General features: G+C 69.2%; 11 protein-coding genes. 8 read left to right on the plus strand and 3 right to left on the minus strand.

The genetic code is table 11. From position 1 onward, the window contains the following. Positions 1-134: 134 nt before the first annotated feature. A complete protein-coding gene (locus MKP15_RS14430; protein ID WP_240213182.1) occupies positions 135-773 on the minus strand; it encodes a tetratricopeptide repeat protein in 639 nt (212 codons plus the stop codon). 222 nt (positions 774-995) lie between these two features. On the opposite strand from MKP15_RS14430, the gene MKP15_RS14435 reads away from it, so the two are divergent. From MKP15_RS14435 to MKP15_RS14445, 3 genes are all read left to right on the plus strand, one after another. Further along, positions 996-4,706 carry an indolepyruvate ferredoxin oxidoreductase family protein gene (locus MKP15_RS14435; protein ID WP_240213183.1) on the plus strand — a complete coding sequence of 1,237 codons (3,711 nt, stop codon included), beginning with the start codon at positions 996-998 and terminating at the stop codon, positions 4,704-4,706. Positions 4,707-4,842: 136 nt separating this feature from the next. Next, complete coding sequence (locus MKP15_RS14440) at positions 4,843-5,100, plus strand: helix-turn-helix transcriptional regulator (protein ID WP_104940062.1); 258 nt, start codon at positions 4,843-4,845, stop codon at positions 5,098-5,100. Between the two features lie 3 nt (positions 5,101-5,103). Then, positions 5,104-6,423, plus strand: a complete 1,320-nt coding sequence (locus MKP15_RS14445; RefSeq protein WP_240213184.1) for a type II toxin-antitoxin system HipA family toxin — start codon at positions 5,104-5,106, stop codon at positions 6,421-6,423. A gap of 51 nt (positions 6,424-6,474) precedes the next feature. On the opposite strand, the gene MKP15_RS14450 is transcribed toward MKP15_RS14445, so the two are convergent. Together MKP15_RS14450 and MKP15_RS14455 are read right to left on the minus strand one after the other, a co-directional pair. Next, a complete protein-coding gene (locus tag MKP15_RS14450; RefSeq protein ID WP_240213185.1) occupies positions 6,475-8,373 on the minus strand; it encodes a peptidase M61 in 1,899 nt (632 codons plus the stop codon). Between the two features lie 34 nt (positions 8,374-8,407). After that, positions 8,408-9,052, minus strand: coding sequence for a DUF938 domain-containing protein (locus MKP15_RS14455; protein ID WP_104937670.1), 645 nt, complete (start codon positions 9,050-9,052; stop codon positions 8,408-8,410). Positions 9,053-9,205: 153 nt separating this feature from the next. Here MKP15_RS14455 and MKP15_RS14460 point away from each other — a divergent pair, with 153 nt between their 5' ends. From MKP15_RS14460 to MKP15_RS14480, 5 genes are all read left to right on the plus strand, one after another. Next, a complete protein-coding gene (locus MKP15_RS14460) occupies positions 9,206-10,834 on the plus strand; it encodes a TldD/PmbA family protein (RefSeq protein WP_240213186.1) in 1,629 nt (542 codons plus the stop codon). A gap of 177 nt (positions 10,835-11,011) precedes the next feature. After that, positions 11,012-12,646, plus strand: coding sequence for a TldD/PmbA family protein (locus MKP15_RS14465; RefSeq protein ID WP_104937668.1), 1,635 nt, complete (start codon positions 11,012-11,014; stop codon positions 12,644-12,646). 22 nt (positions 12,647-12,668) lie between these two features. Then, positions 12,669-14,003, plus strand: coding sequence for a TldD/PmbA family protein (locus tag MKP15_RS14470; protein WP_240213187.1), 1,335 nt, complete (start codon positions 12,669-12,671; stop codon positions 14,001-14,003). Positions 14,004-14,192: 189 nt separating this feature from the next. Beyond that, positions 14,193-14,867, plus strand: a complete 675-nt coding sequence (locus MKP15_RS14475; RefSeq protein WP_313233404.1) for a DUF4159 domain-containing protein — start codon at positions 14,193-14,195, stop codon at positions 14,865-14,867. A gap of 16 nt (positions 14,868-14,883) precedes the next feature. Next, positions 14,884-15,873: a MoxR family ATPase gene (locus MKP15_RS14480; protein WP_104937665.1), complete on the plus strand. Its 990-nt coding sequence runs from the start codon at positions 14,884-14,886 to the stop codon at positions 15,871-15,873. The last annotated feature ends 20 nt before the right edge of the window (positions 15,874-15,893 follow it).

Genomic DNA, 15,893 nt, shown 5'->3' on the forward strand with positions numbered 1-15,893 from the left:
GCCCCACTCCCTGGTCGATCCAACCACCCTCGCGCCGGCCCCTGGGCCTCCTGCAATGGCAGGGACGCCGGGCCATTCGAGGGACGGGGAACGGGGCGACATCGCGCCGGCGCCGCGTACCCTCACGGCCTGGCTCAGGGCCAGGCCGGCGGATTGGCGGCCCAGGCCTGCTGCACCTCGGCCAGGCGCGCCCGTTCCTCGTCCTTCCATGCCGGCAGCAGCTGCGCCAAGCGCGACGGGTCGTTCCACAGCTGCGGCTCGGTACGTACCGCCGCTGCATACCACTGCACGGCTTCGTCGCGGCGTCCCAGCGTCCACAGCGCCAGCGCCAGCGTCGGCGGCACCCAGGCACCGTTGCCGCGCGCGGCCTGGGCGGCGGCGCTCCACTGCTGCAGCGCCCCTTCGGCGTTGCCGTGGCGATACAGGCTCCAGCCCTGGTTCCAGCGGATCCCCCGGGCCTGCGAGGAGTTCTCCGAGACGGCGGCCAGGGCTTCCTGGTAGAGCTTGTCGCCCAGTTCCACGCGGCTCTCGGCGTAGGCGATGGCGGCCAGCTGCACCGTGGCTTCCACGCCCTTGCGGCCGCGCTCGCGCAGCTTCATCAGCTGCTCCACCAGGTCCGGCTGCTCCGGCGGCAGCGCCTGCACCGGCCGCGCGGCGGCGTCGTCATCGAAATAGAACTCGGCGATTTTCGGCATCCCCTGTGCCCACGCCGTCGAACAGAACAGGCCGGCCAGCAGCATCAGGCCACCGGCCACGCCCCTTATCACCTGCATGTTTCAATCCCCATCATTCATGTTCCAGCAAGGTCCGATCCTAACCGCTCGGCGGGCACTCCGCGACCCCGGGCCCCCGCCCCGGTGCGGCCGTGGACGCGCCGCCGGGTACGGCCCGGGTGCCCGGCAGGGCGCCAAAACCCGCGCTGTTACAATCGCCGGCCGCGTGCGCGCCGCCCTGGCGCGGCAGCCGACGCCAGCCGTTCCTGCAATGGGCCAGCCATGACCAGTACCGCCGAACTCACCTCCCCCGCCTCCGCCAACACGCCGCTGACCGGGGTGCGCGACCGCGATTACACGCTCGAGCACAAGTACACCCGCACCGACGGGCGCATCTACCTGAGCGGCGTGCAGGCGCTGGTGCGGCTGCCGCTGATGCAGCAGCAGCGCGACACCGCGGCGGGGCTGAACACCGGCGGCTTCGTCAGCGGCTACCGCGGCTCGCCGCTGGGCGGCTTCGACCTGGAGCTGTGGCGCGCGCGCCGGCACCTGGACGCGGCGAAGGTGAAGTTCGTACCCGGGCTCAACGAGGACCTGGGCGCCACCATGGTCTGGGGTACCCAGCAGGCCAATCTGTTTCCCGGCGCCAACGTCGATGGCGTGTTCGGCATGTGGTACGGCAAGGGGCCGGGCGTGGACCGCTGCGGCGACGTGTTCAAGCACGCCAACGCCGCCGGCACTTCCAGGCACGGCGGCGTGCTGGCGCTGGCCGCCGACGACCATGCCTGCCGCAGCTCGACCCTGCCGCACGGCAGCGAGGACGAATTCGTCAGCGCGATGATGCCGGTGCTCAACCCGGCCGGGGTGCAGGACATCCTCGACCTGGGCCTGGTCGGCTGGGCGATGAGCCGCTACACCGGGCGCTGGATCGGCTTCAAGACCATCGCCGAGACGGTGGAATCCTCGGCCTCGGTGGACGTCGACCCGTTCGCGCGCCGCATCGTGCTGCCGGAAGACTTCGAGATGCCGCCGGCCGGGCTCAACATCCGCTGGCCGGACCCGCCGCTGGAGCAGGAAATGCGCCTGCACCGCTACGCGGTGAAGGCCGCGCAGGCCTTCGCCCGCGCCAACGGCATCGACAGGGTGGTGATGGATTCGCCGCGCGCGCGGCTGGGCATCGTCACCACCGGCAAGAGCTACCTGGATGTGCTGCAGGCGCTGGAGTACCTGGGCCTGGACGAGAAGGCCTGCGCCGACATCGGCATCCGCGTCTACAAGGTCGGCATGACCTGGCCGCTGGAACCGCAGGGCATCGCCGCGTTCGCGCGCGGGCTCGAAGACATCGTCGTGGTGGAGGAGAAGAAGGCCTTCATCGAGCGGCAGATGAAGGAGTACTTCTACAACTGGCCCGCCGCCTGGGGTGCGCGCCCGTCCATCGTCGGCAAGTACGACGAACAGGGCGAGTGGATCCTGCCGTCCACCGGCGAACTCACCCCGGCGACCATCGCCGGTGTCATCGGCCGCCGCATCCAGCGTTTCTTCAACACCGAATCGATCGAACAGCGGCTGCGCTGGATGGACGAGAAGGAAGCGGAGATGGCGTTGCCGCGGGCGCAGTTCCCGCGCGTTCCGCACTACTGCTCCGGCTGTCCGCACAACACCTCCACCAACGTGCCGGAAGGCTCGCGTGCGATGGCCGGCATCGGCTGCCACTACATGGTGACGTGGATGGACCGCGACACCGACACCTTCACCCACATGGGCGGCGAAGGCGTCACCTGGGCCGGGCAGGCGGCGTTCACCGACACCCCGCACGTGTTCCAGAACCTGGGCGACGGCACCTATTTCCACAGCGGCTCGCTGGCGATCCGCCAGGCGATCGCCGCCGGCGTCAACATCACCTACAAGATCCTCTACAACGACGCGGTGGCGATGACCGGCGGGCAGCCGGTGGACGGCACCCTCAGCGTGCCGCAGATCGCCCAGCAGATGCGCGCCGAGGGCGTGCACACCATCGTGCTGCTGTCCGACGACATCGCCAAGTGGAAGCTGCGCCGGCACGAGTTCCCGCACGACGTCGAGTTCCATGACCGCGCCGAACTGGACGCGGTGCAGAAGCACCTGCGCACAGTGAAGGGCACCAGCATCCTGATCTACGAACAGACCTGCGCCACCGAGAAGCGCCGCCGCCGCAAGCGCGGCAAGCTGGTCGATCCGCCCAAGCGCACGATGATCAACTCGCTGGTCTGCGAGGGTTGCGGCGACTGCGGCGAAAAGAGCTTCTGCGTGTCGGTGCTGCCGAAGGAAACCGAGTTCGGGCGCAAGCGCGACATCGACCAGTCCAACTGCAACAAGGATTTCTCCTGCACCACCGGCTTCTGCCCGAGCTTCGTCACCATCCATGGCGGCCAGCTGCGCAAGGGCAGGAAGAGCGATGCGGCCAGCCTGCTCGACAACCTGCCCGAGCCGGTGTTCCGCAGCGACCTGTCGCAGCCGTGGAACATCCTGATCACCGGCGTCGGCGGCACCGGCGTGGTCACCATCGGCGCGCTGCTGGGCATGGCCGGGCACCTGGAGGGCAAGGGCGCGACCGTGCTCGACCAGACCGGGCTGGCGCAGAAGGGCGGCGCGGTCACCACCCACATCCGCATCGCGCGCGCGCCAGCGGACATCCACGCCGTGCGCATCGCCGCCGGCGAGGCCGACCTGGTGCTGGGCTGCGACATGGTGGTGGTCAACGACTACTGGGCGCTGTCCAAGGTGCGCGGCGAACGCTCGCAGGTGGTGCTCAACACCTACGAAGCGATGCCCGGCACCTTCACCACCCACCCGGACATGCAGTTCCCGGCCGCCGACATCATCGCCGGGGTGAAGGTGGCGCTGGGCGGACGCGACCCGATCCTGCTCGACGCCACCCAGCTGGCCACCGCGCTGCTGGGCGACGCCATCGCCTCGAACCTGTTCATCCTCGGCTTCGCTTGGCAGCAGGGGCTGGTGCCGCTGTCGCTGGAAGCGCTGATGCGCGCGATCGAACTCAACGGCGCCGCCATCGAGATGAACCAGCGCGCCTTCGCCTGGGGCCGCCTGGCCGCGATCGACCCGCAGGCGGTGCAGCAGGCCGCCGGGCTGGTACGCAACGCACCCACCGAAGCCGAGCGCACCCCGGGCACGCTGCGCGAGCTGCCGCCGGGCGAGTGGGAAGGCAGCGAGGCCGGCGCGCCGTCGGCGCCACGCAACCCGGGCAACGAGCCGGAAGTCCGCGGCCTGCCCGCCAGCGACCCGCACCCCGGCGATGCCCCGTTCGCGACCCTGGACGACACCCGCCTGTCGCGCTCGCTGGACGAACTGATCGCGCGCCGCAGCGGGTTCCTCGTCGATTACCAGGATGCGGCCTACGCCAACCGCTACCGCCAGCTGGTGGACGCGGTGCGCCAGGCCGAGCAGCGCGTGGCGCCGGGCAGCACCGCGCTGACCGAGGCGGTGGCGCGCTACTTCTTCAAGCTGATGGCCTACAAGGACGAATACGAGGTGGCCCGCCTGTACACCCGCGGCGATTTCCTCAAGCGCGTGGCACAGCAGTTCGAGGGCGACTACCAGGTGCGTTTCCACCTGGCACCGCCGCTGCTGGCCAAGCGCGACGAACACGGCCGCCTGCAGAAGAAGGAATACGGGCCGTGGATGTTCAGGGCCTTCGGCCTGCTGGCCAAGCTGAAATTCCTGCGCGGCGGCCGCTTCGACGTCTTCGGCCATACCGCCGAGCGCCGCGGCGAACGCCAGCTGATCGCCGATTACGAGCAGACCCTGCACGAACTGCTGGGTTCGCTGGACGCGCGCCGGCTGGCGCTGGCAGTGGAGATCGCCAGCATTCCCGAGCACATCCGCGGCTACGGCCACGTCAAGGAAGCGCACCTGCACGAAGCCAAGGCACGCGAAGCGGCGCTGCTGGCGACGTGGCGCAACCCGAAGGCGCTGCATATCGTGCAGGCGGCTTGACCGCGCAAGGCAACCCAAGCCTTGCGATTGCGTTATGCAATCTATGGGTTGCATAACGCAAATGAAACCTATCGCTTGCCTTCCTTGGAGGCAAGGCATATGTTGCCCCCACCGTTCGTCCCCGGGGGCGCCTGCCATGACCGACAAACGCCACGCCATCCGTGCCGCCCATCAGCTGGGCCCGTTGATGCGGGCATTCCGCAGGCAGGCCGGGCTCAGCCAGGCCCAGTTGGGCGAGCGCCTCGGTATTTCCCGGCAAGCCATCACCGCGCTGGAGCGCGAGCCCGAGGCGGCCACCTTCGAGCGGCTGATGCGGGTATGGGCCGAGCTCGGTGTGGAGGTCTCGCTGCAACCACGTGGGCAGGAAACGCCAGACACCGGCCTGGAGTGGTGAGCCATGGGCGAACTGCGGGTCTGGATGAACGGCCTGGAAGTCGCTTCGTGGCAGGAGGGCGCACGCACCGGGGCACGGCTCACCTATCTCCCCACGTGGCTGGAATCCGAACAGCCGCGCCCGTTGTCGCTGTCGTTGCCGCTGCTGCCGGCCGGTGAAAGCCACCACGGCCCGCGGGTCACGGACTACTTCGACAACCTGCTGCCCGACAACAGCGCCATCCGCAACCGCATCCGCGACCGCTTCGGCATCCGCACATCGGGCACGTTCGACCTGCTGCAGGAAATCGGCCGCGACTGCGTGGGCGCCGTGCAGCTGCTTCCTCCCGGCGTGGTGCCGGAAGACATCCACCGTATCGATTGCACGCCGTTGAGCGATGCCCAGGTGGCGGACCGTCTGCAGGCGGTCACCAGCGGCGTGCTGCCGGGCCGGCACGTGGATGACGAGTTCCGCATCTCCATTGCCGGCGCGCAGGAAAAGACCGCCTTCCTGCGCCATCACGACCGCTGGTGCGTTCCCACCGGCAGCACGCCCAGCACGCACATCTTCAAGTTACCGATGGGGCTGGTCGGCAACATGCGGGCCGACATGCACGCATCGGTGGAGAACGAGTGGCTGTGCATGCAGCTGCTGGCGGCGTTCGGCATGCCTGTCGCCACCACCTCGATCGGCCGGTTCGGCGACCAGCGCGCCTTGATCGTGGAGCGCTTCGACCGCCGGCTTGCCCGCAACGGCCGCGGGTGGCTGCGGTTGCCGCAGGAGGACATGTGCCAGGCCTTCGGCCTGCCCTCCTCGCGCAAGTACGAAAGCGACGGCGGCCCGGGCATCGTGCCGATCATGGAACTGCTGCGCCAATCGGAACAGCCGCAGGACCGTGCCACCTTCTTCAAGACCCAGCTGCTGTTCTGGATGCTGGCCGCCACCGACGGGCACGCCAAGAATTTCAGTCTCCACATCGAGGCGGCGGGACGCTTCCGGCTGACGCCGATCTACGACGTCATCTCGACGTATCCGATCTTCGGCAACGGGCCGAACCATCTTTCCCCGCACAAGGCGGCGCTGGCAATGGCGGTGAGTGGCCGGAACCGGCATCGCCAGCTCCTGCACATCCGTCGCAGGCACTGGAACCAGACCGCACGTGTCTGTGGTGTCGCCAACGGCGCCGAACCGTGGATCGGTGACCTGCTGGAGCGCGTCGAGCCGGCCATCCAGACGGTTGAGGCAACGCTGCCGGCCGACTTCCCGGATCGGGTCGCCACCCCGGTCTTCGAGGGCCTGCGCCACGCCGCCGCGCGCCTGGCGCAGATGGCGCCGGACGATTGACCGCGACGCGCAGCGCTTCGGCGCGCGCGCCGCGCAACCGGGCCAACGCCATCAGCGCCGCGGCGCAAGAATCTTCGTCAGCAGGTCGGTGCGGCCGGCGATGCGGCGCAGGTGCGGGTAGCGCAGGCCGTCGCGGTAGTCGATGCGCACCGTGCGGAAGCTGTCGGCCTGGCGCACGATCAGTTCGACCGGGGAGCCGCCCTTCGCATCACTCACCGCCTGCTTCAGGCGCGCGCCGGTGTAGGCCAGGCCGTTGACCGCCACCACGGTGGCGTCTTTCGCCAGCCCGGCCTTGAATGCCGGGCTGTCCCAGCCCACCCATTGCAGCACGCCGTCGCTGCCGGCCTTCAGCCCCAGCGAGTACTGCAGGTCAACCAGGCCACCGGCCTCGCCGTCGGCGATCACTGGGTTCGCGGTCTCGCTGTAGTACAGCTCCCAGCCCGCGGCTTCCAGGCCGTCCGGCGCGCTGCCGTCACGCGCCTCCAGGCGCTGGCCGATGAAGGCGTCCCACGCGCCGGGCTGCAGCGCTTCCAGCGCCTGCATCACGTCGCTGCGGTCGTACAGGCGGATCTCGCCCTGCGCACCGCCCTGGTGGAAGCGGCGGGCGAAGTCGTCCAGCGCCACCCTGCCCTTGGACAGGGTGCGCAACCGCGCGTCCACGCCCAGCCACAGCAGCGTGCTCTCGTTGTAGAACTCGAAGGCGCGCTGCCAGTCGGCCCATGCCTGCGGCCTGGAATTGAAATCGACGATGCCCTGGTGGACGGTGTCGTGCAGGTCGCGCCACTGCCGCCCGGGCTGGGTGGCGTAGTTGGCCTGCAACTGCGCCAGCATCGCCATGGCGTAGTCCGGCGCCCACAGGCCCGAACGCGCGGCCAGCACTACCGCCCAGTACTGGGTCTGGCCTTCGTACATCCACAGCTCGTCGTTGTGCATGGGCGCGTTGTAGTGCGGCACCCAAGTCGGGCGCGGCCGCCACGCCTTGCCGATCCACGCATGTGCGTATTCGTGCGGCAGCAGGTCGTTGTCGGTGTAGGGACGCTCGCCGCGCAGGTAGCCGTCGTGCATGCCGTTCTCGCTGGACTGCGCATGCTCCAGGCCGATGCCGCTGAACACGTCCGACACCGCCAGCAGGAAGTCGTAGCGCGTGTACGGGCGCGCGCCGAACACCTTGTCCGCTTCGTGCACCAGCGCGCGGTGCGCATCGAGCACCTTCGGCTCGGCCTGCAGGCCCTGCGGGTTCTCGGCGACCACGTCCAGCCACACCGGCCGGGCGGCCTTGTCGTCCAGCGCGAAGCGCCTGAACCAGCGCCCGGCGAATACCGGCGAATCGATCAGGGTCATCAGCGACACCGGCGCGTAATGCTCGACCGCGCCGTCGCGCCGGGTCACGTCCAGCGCAGTGCCGCTGCTCCAGCCCTCGGGCAGGCGCAGGGCCGGCTTGACCTGGATGCCGCGCGCATCGAAACCGGCCGGGTACAGCACCACGCGGTGCCACTGCAGGTCGAGCAGGTTGGGCGTCATCGCCACCCGGCCCTGGTCGGCGGCGGTGGGCGACAGGTACTGGAACTGGACGTCGAGCGCGTCCACGCCTTCCGGCACCTGCAGCCGGAAGGCGTACATGTCGCCGGAGTCGCGGGTCCACGGCAGCGGCTGGCCATTGCCGCGGATCACCAGCCCGGCCATCTGGTTGATCGGCCCGGTCGGCGCATGGTTGCCGGGTATCCACTGCGGGTACCACAGGGTCAACGGACCGGGCGACACCGGAATGCGCTGGCGCACGCGCTGGATGCGCCGTTCCAGGTCGCTGGCATCCACCTCCAGCTCGATCACGCCCGGGTAGCTTGCCTGCACCTGCATCGCCGCCTGCCGCGCCTGGCCGCCCTGCGCGTGCGCGCACGCCAGCGGCGCCAGCCCCAGCACCATCGCCAACCACCACTTGTGCGCGTACATCCGTTCCCCTGCCCCGTGTTGAAGTTTCCGCATCCTAGCCGTTCCGCAGCGGTGCCTGCTGCCACACCAGGGTGCGGTTGTTGGCCGGCATCGCCGCGTCCTCGAGCAGCTGCAGCCCGTGCGCGCGCGCCAGCGCGTCGACCGCTTCGAAATCGCGGATGCCCGAACGCGGGTCGCGCGCCTTCAGCCAGCCGTCGAAGACGCGGTTGCTGTCGCTGCTGAAGCCGCCACCGTAGTTGAACGGCCCATAGGCGATGAACCGCGCGCCGGGCGCCATCAGCGCGGGCAACCCGGCGAACAGTGCCTGCACCTGCTCCCAGCCCATGATGTGCAGCGTGTTGGCGGTGAACACCGCATCGAAACCGGCCACGCCGGCGGCCACCGGCAGCGCCGGTGCCGGCTGCAGCCCGGCGCCGGCCACCGCCTGCAGTTCCAGCGCGGCCGGGGTATTGGCCAGCGCGGCCTCGTCCAGCCACAGGCCGATGCCCGGCAGGTGGTCGCGGTGGTCGCTGGCCTGCCAGCGCAGCCACGGCATGGCCGCGGCGAAATACACCGCGTGCTGGCCGCTGCCGCTGCCGATCTCCAGCACGTTGCGGGCCTCGCCCAGGTGGCGGCGCAGCACCGCGAGGATCGGCTCGCGGTTGCGGTCGCAGGACGCGGCATGGGGTTTGGCGGTCATCGCGGCAGCGGCGGGCAGGGGACCCGGGCGATTGTGCCGGAGCGCGCATCGACGCCGCGCATGACCATGGTCACTTGTGCGCGCACCGTGTCGCGGCCGAGATTCGGTGGTTACGCGCGGTGCGCCCGCATCGCATCACCCAGGGAGTCCCGCATGCAACGCCGCCAGTTCCTCGCGCTTTCCGGCCTCGGCCTCGCCGGCATGATGTTGCCCAATGCGCGCCTGATCGCCGCCGAGGAACTGCTCGCGCCGGCCGACGTGGCGCGCAAGAAGGCACTGGCCGACAGCGTGCTGGCACTGGCGCGCAGGGGCGGCGCCAGCTATTGCGACGTGCGCATCGGCCGCTACCTCAACCAGGCCATCATCACCCGCGAGGACAAGGTCCAGAACGTCACCAACAGCGAGTCGGCGGGCGTCGGCATCCGGGTGATCGTCGACGGCGCCTGGGGCTTCGCCGCCAGCAACCAGTCCAGCGAACAGGGCGTGGCCGCGGCAGTGGCGCAGGCACTGGCGATCGCCCGTGCCAATGCGAAGATCCAGACCCGGCCGGTGCAGCTGGCGCCCACCCCCGGGGTGGGCGAGGTGCGCTGGCAGACGCCGATCCGCCGCAACGCGATGGCGGTGCCGGTCAAGGACAAGGTGGAGCTGCTGCTGGCGGTGAACGCCGCCGCGCTCAACGCCGGCGCCAGTTTCATCAACTCGCAGCTGTTCCTGGTCAACGAACAGAAGTACTTCGCTTCCAGCGACGGCTCGTGGATCGACCAGGACGTGCACCGCATCTGGCTGCCGTTCACCGCCACCGCGATCGACAAGGCCAGCGGCAAGTTCCGCACCCGCAATGGGCTGTCGGCGCCGGCCGGCATGGGCTGGGAGTTCCTCGACGGCGACGCCGCCGGCAAGTACCACCTGCCGGGTGGCGTGATCGGCTATGGCCACTCCTACGACCCGGTGGAGGACGCCATCGCCGCGGCCAGGCAGGCGCGCCAGAAGCTGACCGCGCCGTCGGTGAAGCCGGGCAAGTACGACCTGGTGCTGGACCCGTCCAACCTGTTCCTGACCATCCACGAGAACGTCGGCCACCCGCTGGAGCTGGACCGCGTGCTCGGCTACGAAGCCAACTACGCCGGCACCAGCTTCGCCACCCTGGACAAGCGCGAGGCCGGCTTCCGCTGGGGCAGCGACATCGTCAACTTCACCGCCGACAAGACCGAGCCCTACAGCCTGGGCGCGGTGGGCTACGACGACGAGGGCGTGAAGTGCCGGCGCTGGGACCTGGTGAAGGACGGCATCCTGGTCAACTACCAGGCCACCCGCGACGAGGTGCATATCCTTGGCGAGAACGCCTCGCACGGCTGCAGCTATGCCGATTCGTGGAAGAGCGTGCAGTTCCAGCGCATGGCCAATGTCTCACTGGCGCCGGGCAAGGTGCCGCTGACCCCGGCGCAGATGGTCAAGGACGTGGAGAACGGCATCTACATCCACGGCCGTGGCTCCTATTCCATCGACCAGCAGCGCTACAACGCGCAGTTCGGCGGCCAGCTCTGCTACCAGATCCGCAACGGCGAGATCACCGGCATGGTCGAGGATGCGGCCTACCAGATCCGCACGCCGGAGTTCTGGAACGCCTGCTCGGCGATCTGCGATGCGCGCGATTTCCGGCTCGGCGGCTCGTTCTTCGACGGCAAGGGCCAGCCGGGCCAGGTCTCGGCGGTATCGCACGGTTCGGCGACGACCCGCTTCGACGGCATCAACATCATCAATACCGCGCGCAGCCTGGGCTGAGCCCCGGCGCGCCAGGCCTGCGGGGGCCGGGGGCGGCGGCCACAGCGGTGAAGGCGGTACCGGTTCCTATGTCTAAAGTCACTACCGCGGCCAGCCGCGTCCCGCAAGAATCAAACGGTTCGCAGAGCACCGCGGAGCCACTGTCGTTCGTTGCCGTACCGCAACCGGAGAACTGCCTTGCAAAGACGTGACTTCCTCGCCCTGACCGGGCTTACCGCCGGCGGCCTGCTGGTGCCGTCGTTCTTCGGCAAGGCGATCGCCGCCGAACAACTGCTCACCGCGATCGACCCGGCGTTGAAGAAGCGCCTGGCCGACGATGCCATGAACGCGGCGCGCGCCGCCGGCGCCAGCTACTGCGACGTGCGCATCGGCCGCTACCTGCGCCAGTTCGTGATCACCCGCGAGGACAAGGTGCAGAACGTGGTCAACACCGAGTCCACCGGCGCCGGCATCCGCGTGATCGCCAACGGCGCCTGGGGCTTCGCCGCGACCAACGACCTGAGCCCGGCCGGCGTGGTCAAGGCCGCGCAGCAGGCCGCCGCCATCGCCAAGGCCAACGCCCGGGTGCAGACCGCGCCGGTGCAGTTCGCCAAGGCGCCGGGCTTCGGCGAGGTGAGCTGGCGCACGCCGATCCGCAAGAACGCGATGGAGGTGCCGATCAAGGACAAGGCCGACCTGCTGCTTGGGGTCAACGCCGCCGCGCTTGCCGCCGGCGCCAGCTTCGTCAACTCGATGCTGTTCCTGGTCAACGAGCAGAAGTACTTCGCGTCCACCGACGGCTCCTACATCGACCAGGACGTGCACCGCATCTGGGCGCCGATGTCGGTGACCGCCATCGACAAGTCCACCGGCAAGTTCCGCACCCGCGACGGCCTGTCCTCGCCGATGGGCATGGGCTTCGAGTACCTGGACGGCGACGCCGGCCAGAAGTTCGTGTCGCCCAACGGCGTGGTCAACTACGGGCTGTCCTACGACATGCGCGAAGACGCGGTCGCGGCCGCCCGCCAGGCGCAGGAGAAGCTCAAGGCGCCGTCGGTCAAGCCGGGCAAGTACGACCTGGTGCTGGACCCGTCGCACACCTGGCTGACCATCCACGAGTCGGTCGGCCACCCGCTGGAACTGGACCGCGTGCTCGGCTACGAGGCCAACTACGCCGGCACCAGCTTCGCCACCCTGGACAAGCGCGAACAGCATTTCCAGTACGGCAGCGACAAGGTCGACATCTTCGCCGACAAGACCCAGCCCGGCAGCCTCGGCGCGGTCGGTTACGACGACGAAGGGGTGAAGTGCAAGAAGTGGGACCTGATCCGCGAGGGCAAGCTGGTCGACTACCAGACCATCCGCGACCAGGCGCACATCCTCGGCAAGACCGAGTCCGACGGCTGCTGCTACGCCGATTCGTGGTCGAGCGTGCAGTTCCAGCGCATGGCCAACGTTTCGCTGGCGCCGGGCAAGACGCCGCTGAGCGTGGCCGACCTGATCAAGGACGTGGAGAACGGCATCTACATCATCGGCGACGGCTCGTTCTCGATCGACCAGCAGCGCTACAACGCGCAGTTCGGTGGCCAGCTGTTCTACGAGATCAAGAACGGCCAGATCACCCGCATGCTCGAGGACGTGGCCTACCAGATCCGCACGCCGGAGTTCTGGAACGCCTGCAGCGCGGTGGCCGACGAGCGCGACTACCGCCTGGGCGGTTCGTTCTTCGACGGCAAGGGCCAGCCGGGGCAGGTCTCGGCGGTGTCGCACGGCTCGTCCACCGCCCGTTTCGACGGCATCAACGTCATCAATACCGCGCGCAGCCTCGGCTGACCGTCCAAGGAGTTCCTGAGCAATGAGCATCTTCACCGAACAGCAGGCCAAGGCCATCCTGGACAAGGTCATCGCGCTGTCCAAGGCCGACGAATGCACCGCGACCCTGGCCGGCTCCATCGACGGCAACATCCGCTTCGCGCTGAACAACGTCTCCACCAGCGGCATGGTCACCAACGCCGAGCTGGCCGTGCAGGTGGCCTTCGGCAAGCGCGTGGGCACCGCTTCGATCAATGAGTTCGACGACGCCTCGCTGGAGCGCGTGGTGCGCCGCGCCGAGGATCTGGCGCGGCTGGCGCCGGAGAACCCGGAGTTCATGCCCATCATCGACAGGCAGGACTACAGGCCGAGCCCGACCTTCAGCGAGTCCACCGCCGCCATCGACCCGGAGTTCCGCGCCAAGGTCGCCGCTGATTCCATCGCGCCGTGCCGCGGCCACGGCCTGGTCGCCGCCGGCTTCCTCGAGGACAGCCGCGGCTTCGTCGCCATCGCCAACAGCAAGGGCAACTTCGGCTACCAGCGCACCACCTCGTTCGACTACACCTGCACGGTGCGCACCGAGGACGGCCGCGGCTCGGGCTGGGTCGGGCGCAACCTGAAGGACGCGGCCGACTTCCACGCCGACCAGGAGATCGAGATCGCCAAGCGCAAGGCGATCGAATCGGCTGAAGCCAAGGCGCTGGAACCGGGCAAGTACACGGTGATCCTGGAGCCGGCCGCGGCCGCCGGCCTGATCAGCTTCATGATGAACTTCTTCGACGCGCGTTCGGCCGACGAGGGCCGCAGCTTCCTGTCCAGGAAGGGCGGCGGCAACAAGCTCGGCGAGCAGGTCTACGACCCGCAGGTGAACATGTTCGCCGACCCGTGGCACCCGGACGCGCCGGTGCTGCCGTGGGACGGCGAAGGCATGCCGCGCGAGCGCATGGCGATCATCGAGAACGGCAAGGTCGCCAACCTGAACTACTCGCGCTACTGGGCGCAGAAGCAGGGCAAGACCGCCAATGCGCGGCCGGGCAACCTGCTGATGAGCGGCGGCAGCAAGTCGATCGCCGAGCTGGTCAAGGGCACGCAGAAGGGCATCCTGCTCACCCGCACCTGGTACATCCGCCTGGTCGACCCGCAGACCGTGCTGCTGACCGGCCTGACCCGCGACGGCACGTTCTACATCGAGAACGGCCAGATCAAGCACCCGGTGAAGAATTTCCGCTTCAACGAATCGCCGGTGATCATGCTCAACAACATCGACGAGCTGGGCAAGCCCGTGCGCGTGGCCGGCGACGAGTCCAGTTTCGTGATGATGATCCCGCCGATGCGGCTGCGCGATTTCACCTTCACCTCGCTGTCCGACGCGGTCTAGGCAGGCCTGCTTCGCGGGCCTTGCCCGCCCCCGGTCGCGCTGGCGCGAAACCGGGGGCCCCGCGCCCCGCTCCTGCCAGCGCCCCCGCGGCTGTCGCCGCGCCCCCCTTTACCCGGAGGGGGGCCCTGTCCCGAGATGTTCCCGCCTTTGTCACCGTCCCGGCTAACGCGTGCGCAATTCCTCCACCTGCTGCTCGGCGGCGCGGTGGCGGCCACGTTGCCCGGCAGGGCGCGCGCGCAGGCCAGCCGCTACGATTTCTGGTTCACGCGGCTCAAGTACGACTCCGGCGACTGGGACGTGGACGCGCGCATGCCTTCCAACCTGATCACCTCGCTGATCGACTACACCACGCTGCGCGTCGACCCTGTCGAGCATGTCATCGCGCTGTCCGACCCGAAGATGCTGCGCGCGCCGTTCTGCTACCTGGCCGGGCACAAGCTGGTCGAGTTCAATCCGGACGAGCGCCGCAACTTCGAGCGCTACGTGCGCAACGGCGGCTTCGTGCTGGTGGACGACTGCAACCACGACATCGACGGCCTGTTCGCCACTTCGTTCGAGGCGCAGATGCGCGCCATCTTCGGCGCCGGCGCGCTGGCCAAGCTGCCCAACACTCACCCGCTGTACCGCAGCTTCTTCCGCTTTCCCGACGGCCCGCCGGCGACCACGTTCGAACTGAACGGCTGGGGCGACGACCTGGTGCACGACTACCTGAAGGGCATCGAGATCGACGGCCGCCTGGGCGTGCTCTACAGCAACAAGGACTACGGCTGCGAATGGGACTACGACTGGCGCAACAAACGCTTCCTGGCCGAAGACAACACCAAGTTCGGCGTGAACATCGTGATGTACGCACTGACGCACTGACTCCATTGGTGACCGCATGAACACCCCCGTCCACGATCTCGACTCCCTGCTGCCCCGCCTGGGCGAACTGCGCGGCGCGCTGGCGCAGGCGGTGGTCGGCCAGCAGGAAGTGGTCGAGCAGCTGCTGATCGGCCTGCTCGCCGGCGGCCATTGCCTGCTCGAGGGCGCGCCCGGGCTGGGCAAGACGCTGCTGGTGCGCTCGCTCGGCCAGGCCCTGGAACTGCAGTTCCGGCGCGTGCAGTTCACCCCCGACCTGATGCCCAGCGACATCCTCGGCACCGAGCTGCTGGAGGAAGACCACGGCACCGGCAAGCGTGCATTCCGCTTCCAGCGCGGGCCGGTGTTCACCAACCTGCTGCTGGCCGACGAGCTCAACCGCACCCCGCCCAAGACCCAGGCCGCACTGCTGGAGGCGATGCAGGAGCACACCGTCAGTTACGCCGGCACCACCTACGCGTTGCCCGCGCCGTTCTTCGTGCTGGCCACCCAGAACCCGATCGAGCAGGCCGGCACCTATCCGCTGCCGGAAGCGCAGCTGGACCGCTTTCTGCTGCACGTGCGCGTGGATTACCCGAGCGAGGCCGAGGAGCGCGACATCCTGGCGCAGACCACCGGCCGCGGTGGCGGCGCGGTGCCCAAGGTGATGGATGCCGACGCGGTGCTGGCGCTGCAGTCGGCGGTGCGCGACGTGCATGTCGGCGCCGACCTGCTGACCTGGATCACCCGGCTGGTGCGCGCCAGCCGCCCGGGCGACGGCGCGCCGGCCGAAGTGAACAACTGGATCAAATGGGGCGCCGGCCCGCGCGCCGGGCAGTCGCTGGTGCTGGCGTCCAAGGCGCGCGCGCTGCTGCATGGGCGCTTCGCCGCCACCCGCGAGGACGTGCAGGCACTGGCCGCGCCGGTGATGCGCCACCGCCTGCTGCTGTCCTTCGCCGCCGAGGCCGAGCAGAAGAGCGCCGACGACGTGATCGCCGCGCTGCTGCGCGCGGTGCCGTTGTCCACCTGATCCAGACCGGCCCGAGCCCC

The sequence above is a fragment of the Stenotrophomonas sp. Y6 genome (assembly GCF_022436665.1).
In the GTDB taxonomy this organism is placed as follows: Bacteria; Pseudomonadota; Gammaproteobacteria; order Xanthomonadales; family Xanthomonadaceae; genus Stenotrophomonas; species Stenotrophomonas acidaminiphila_A.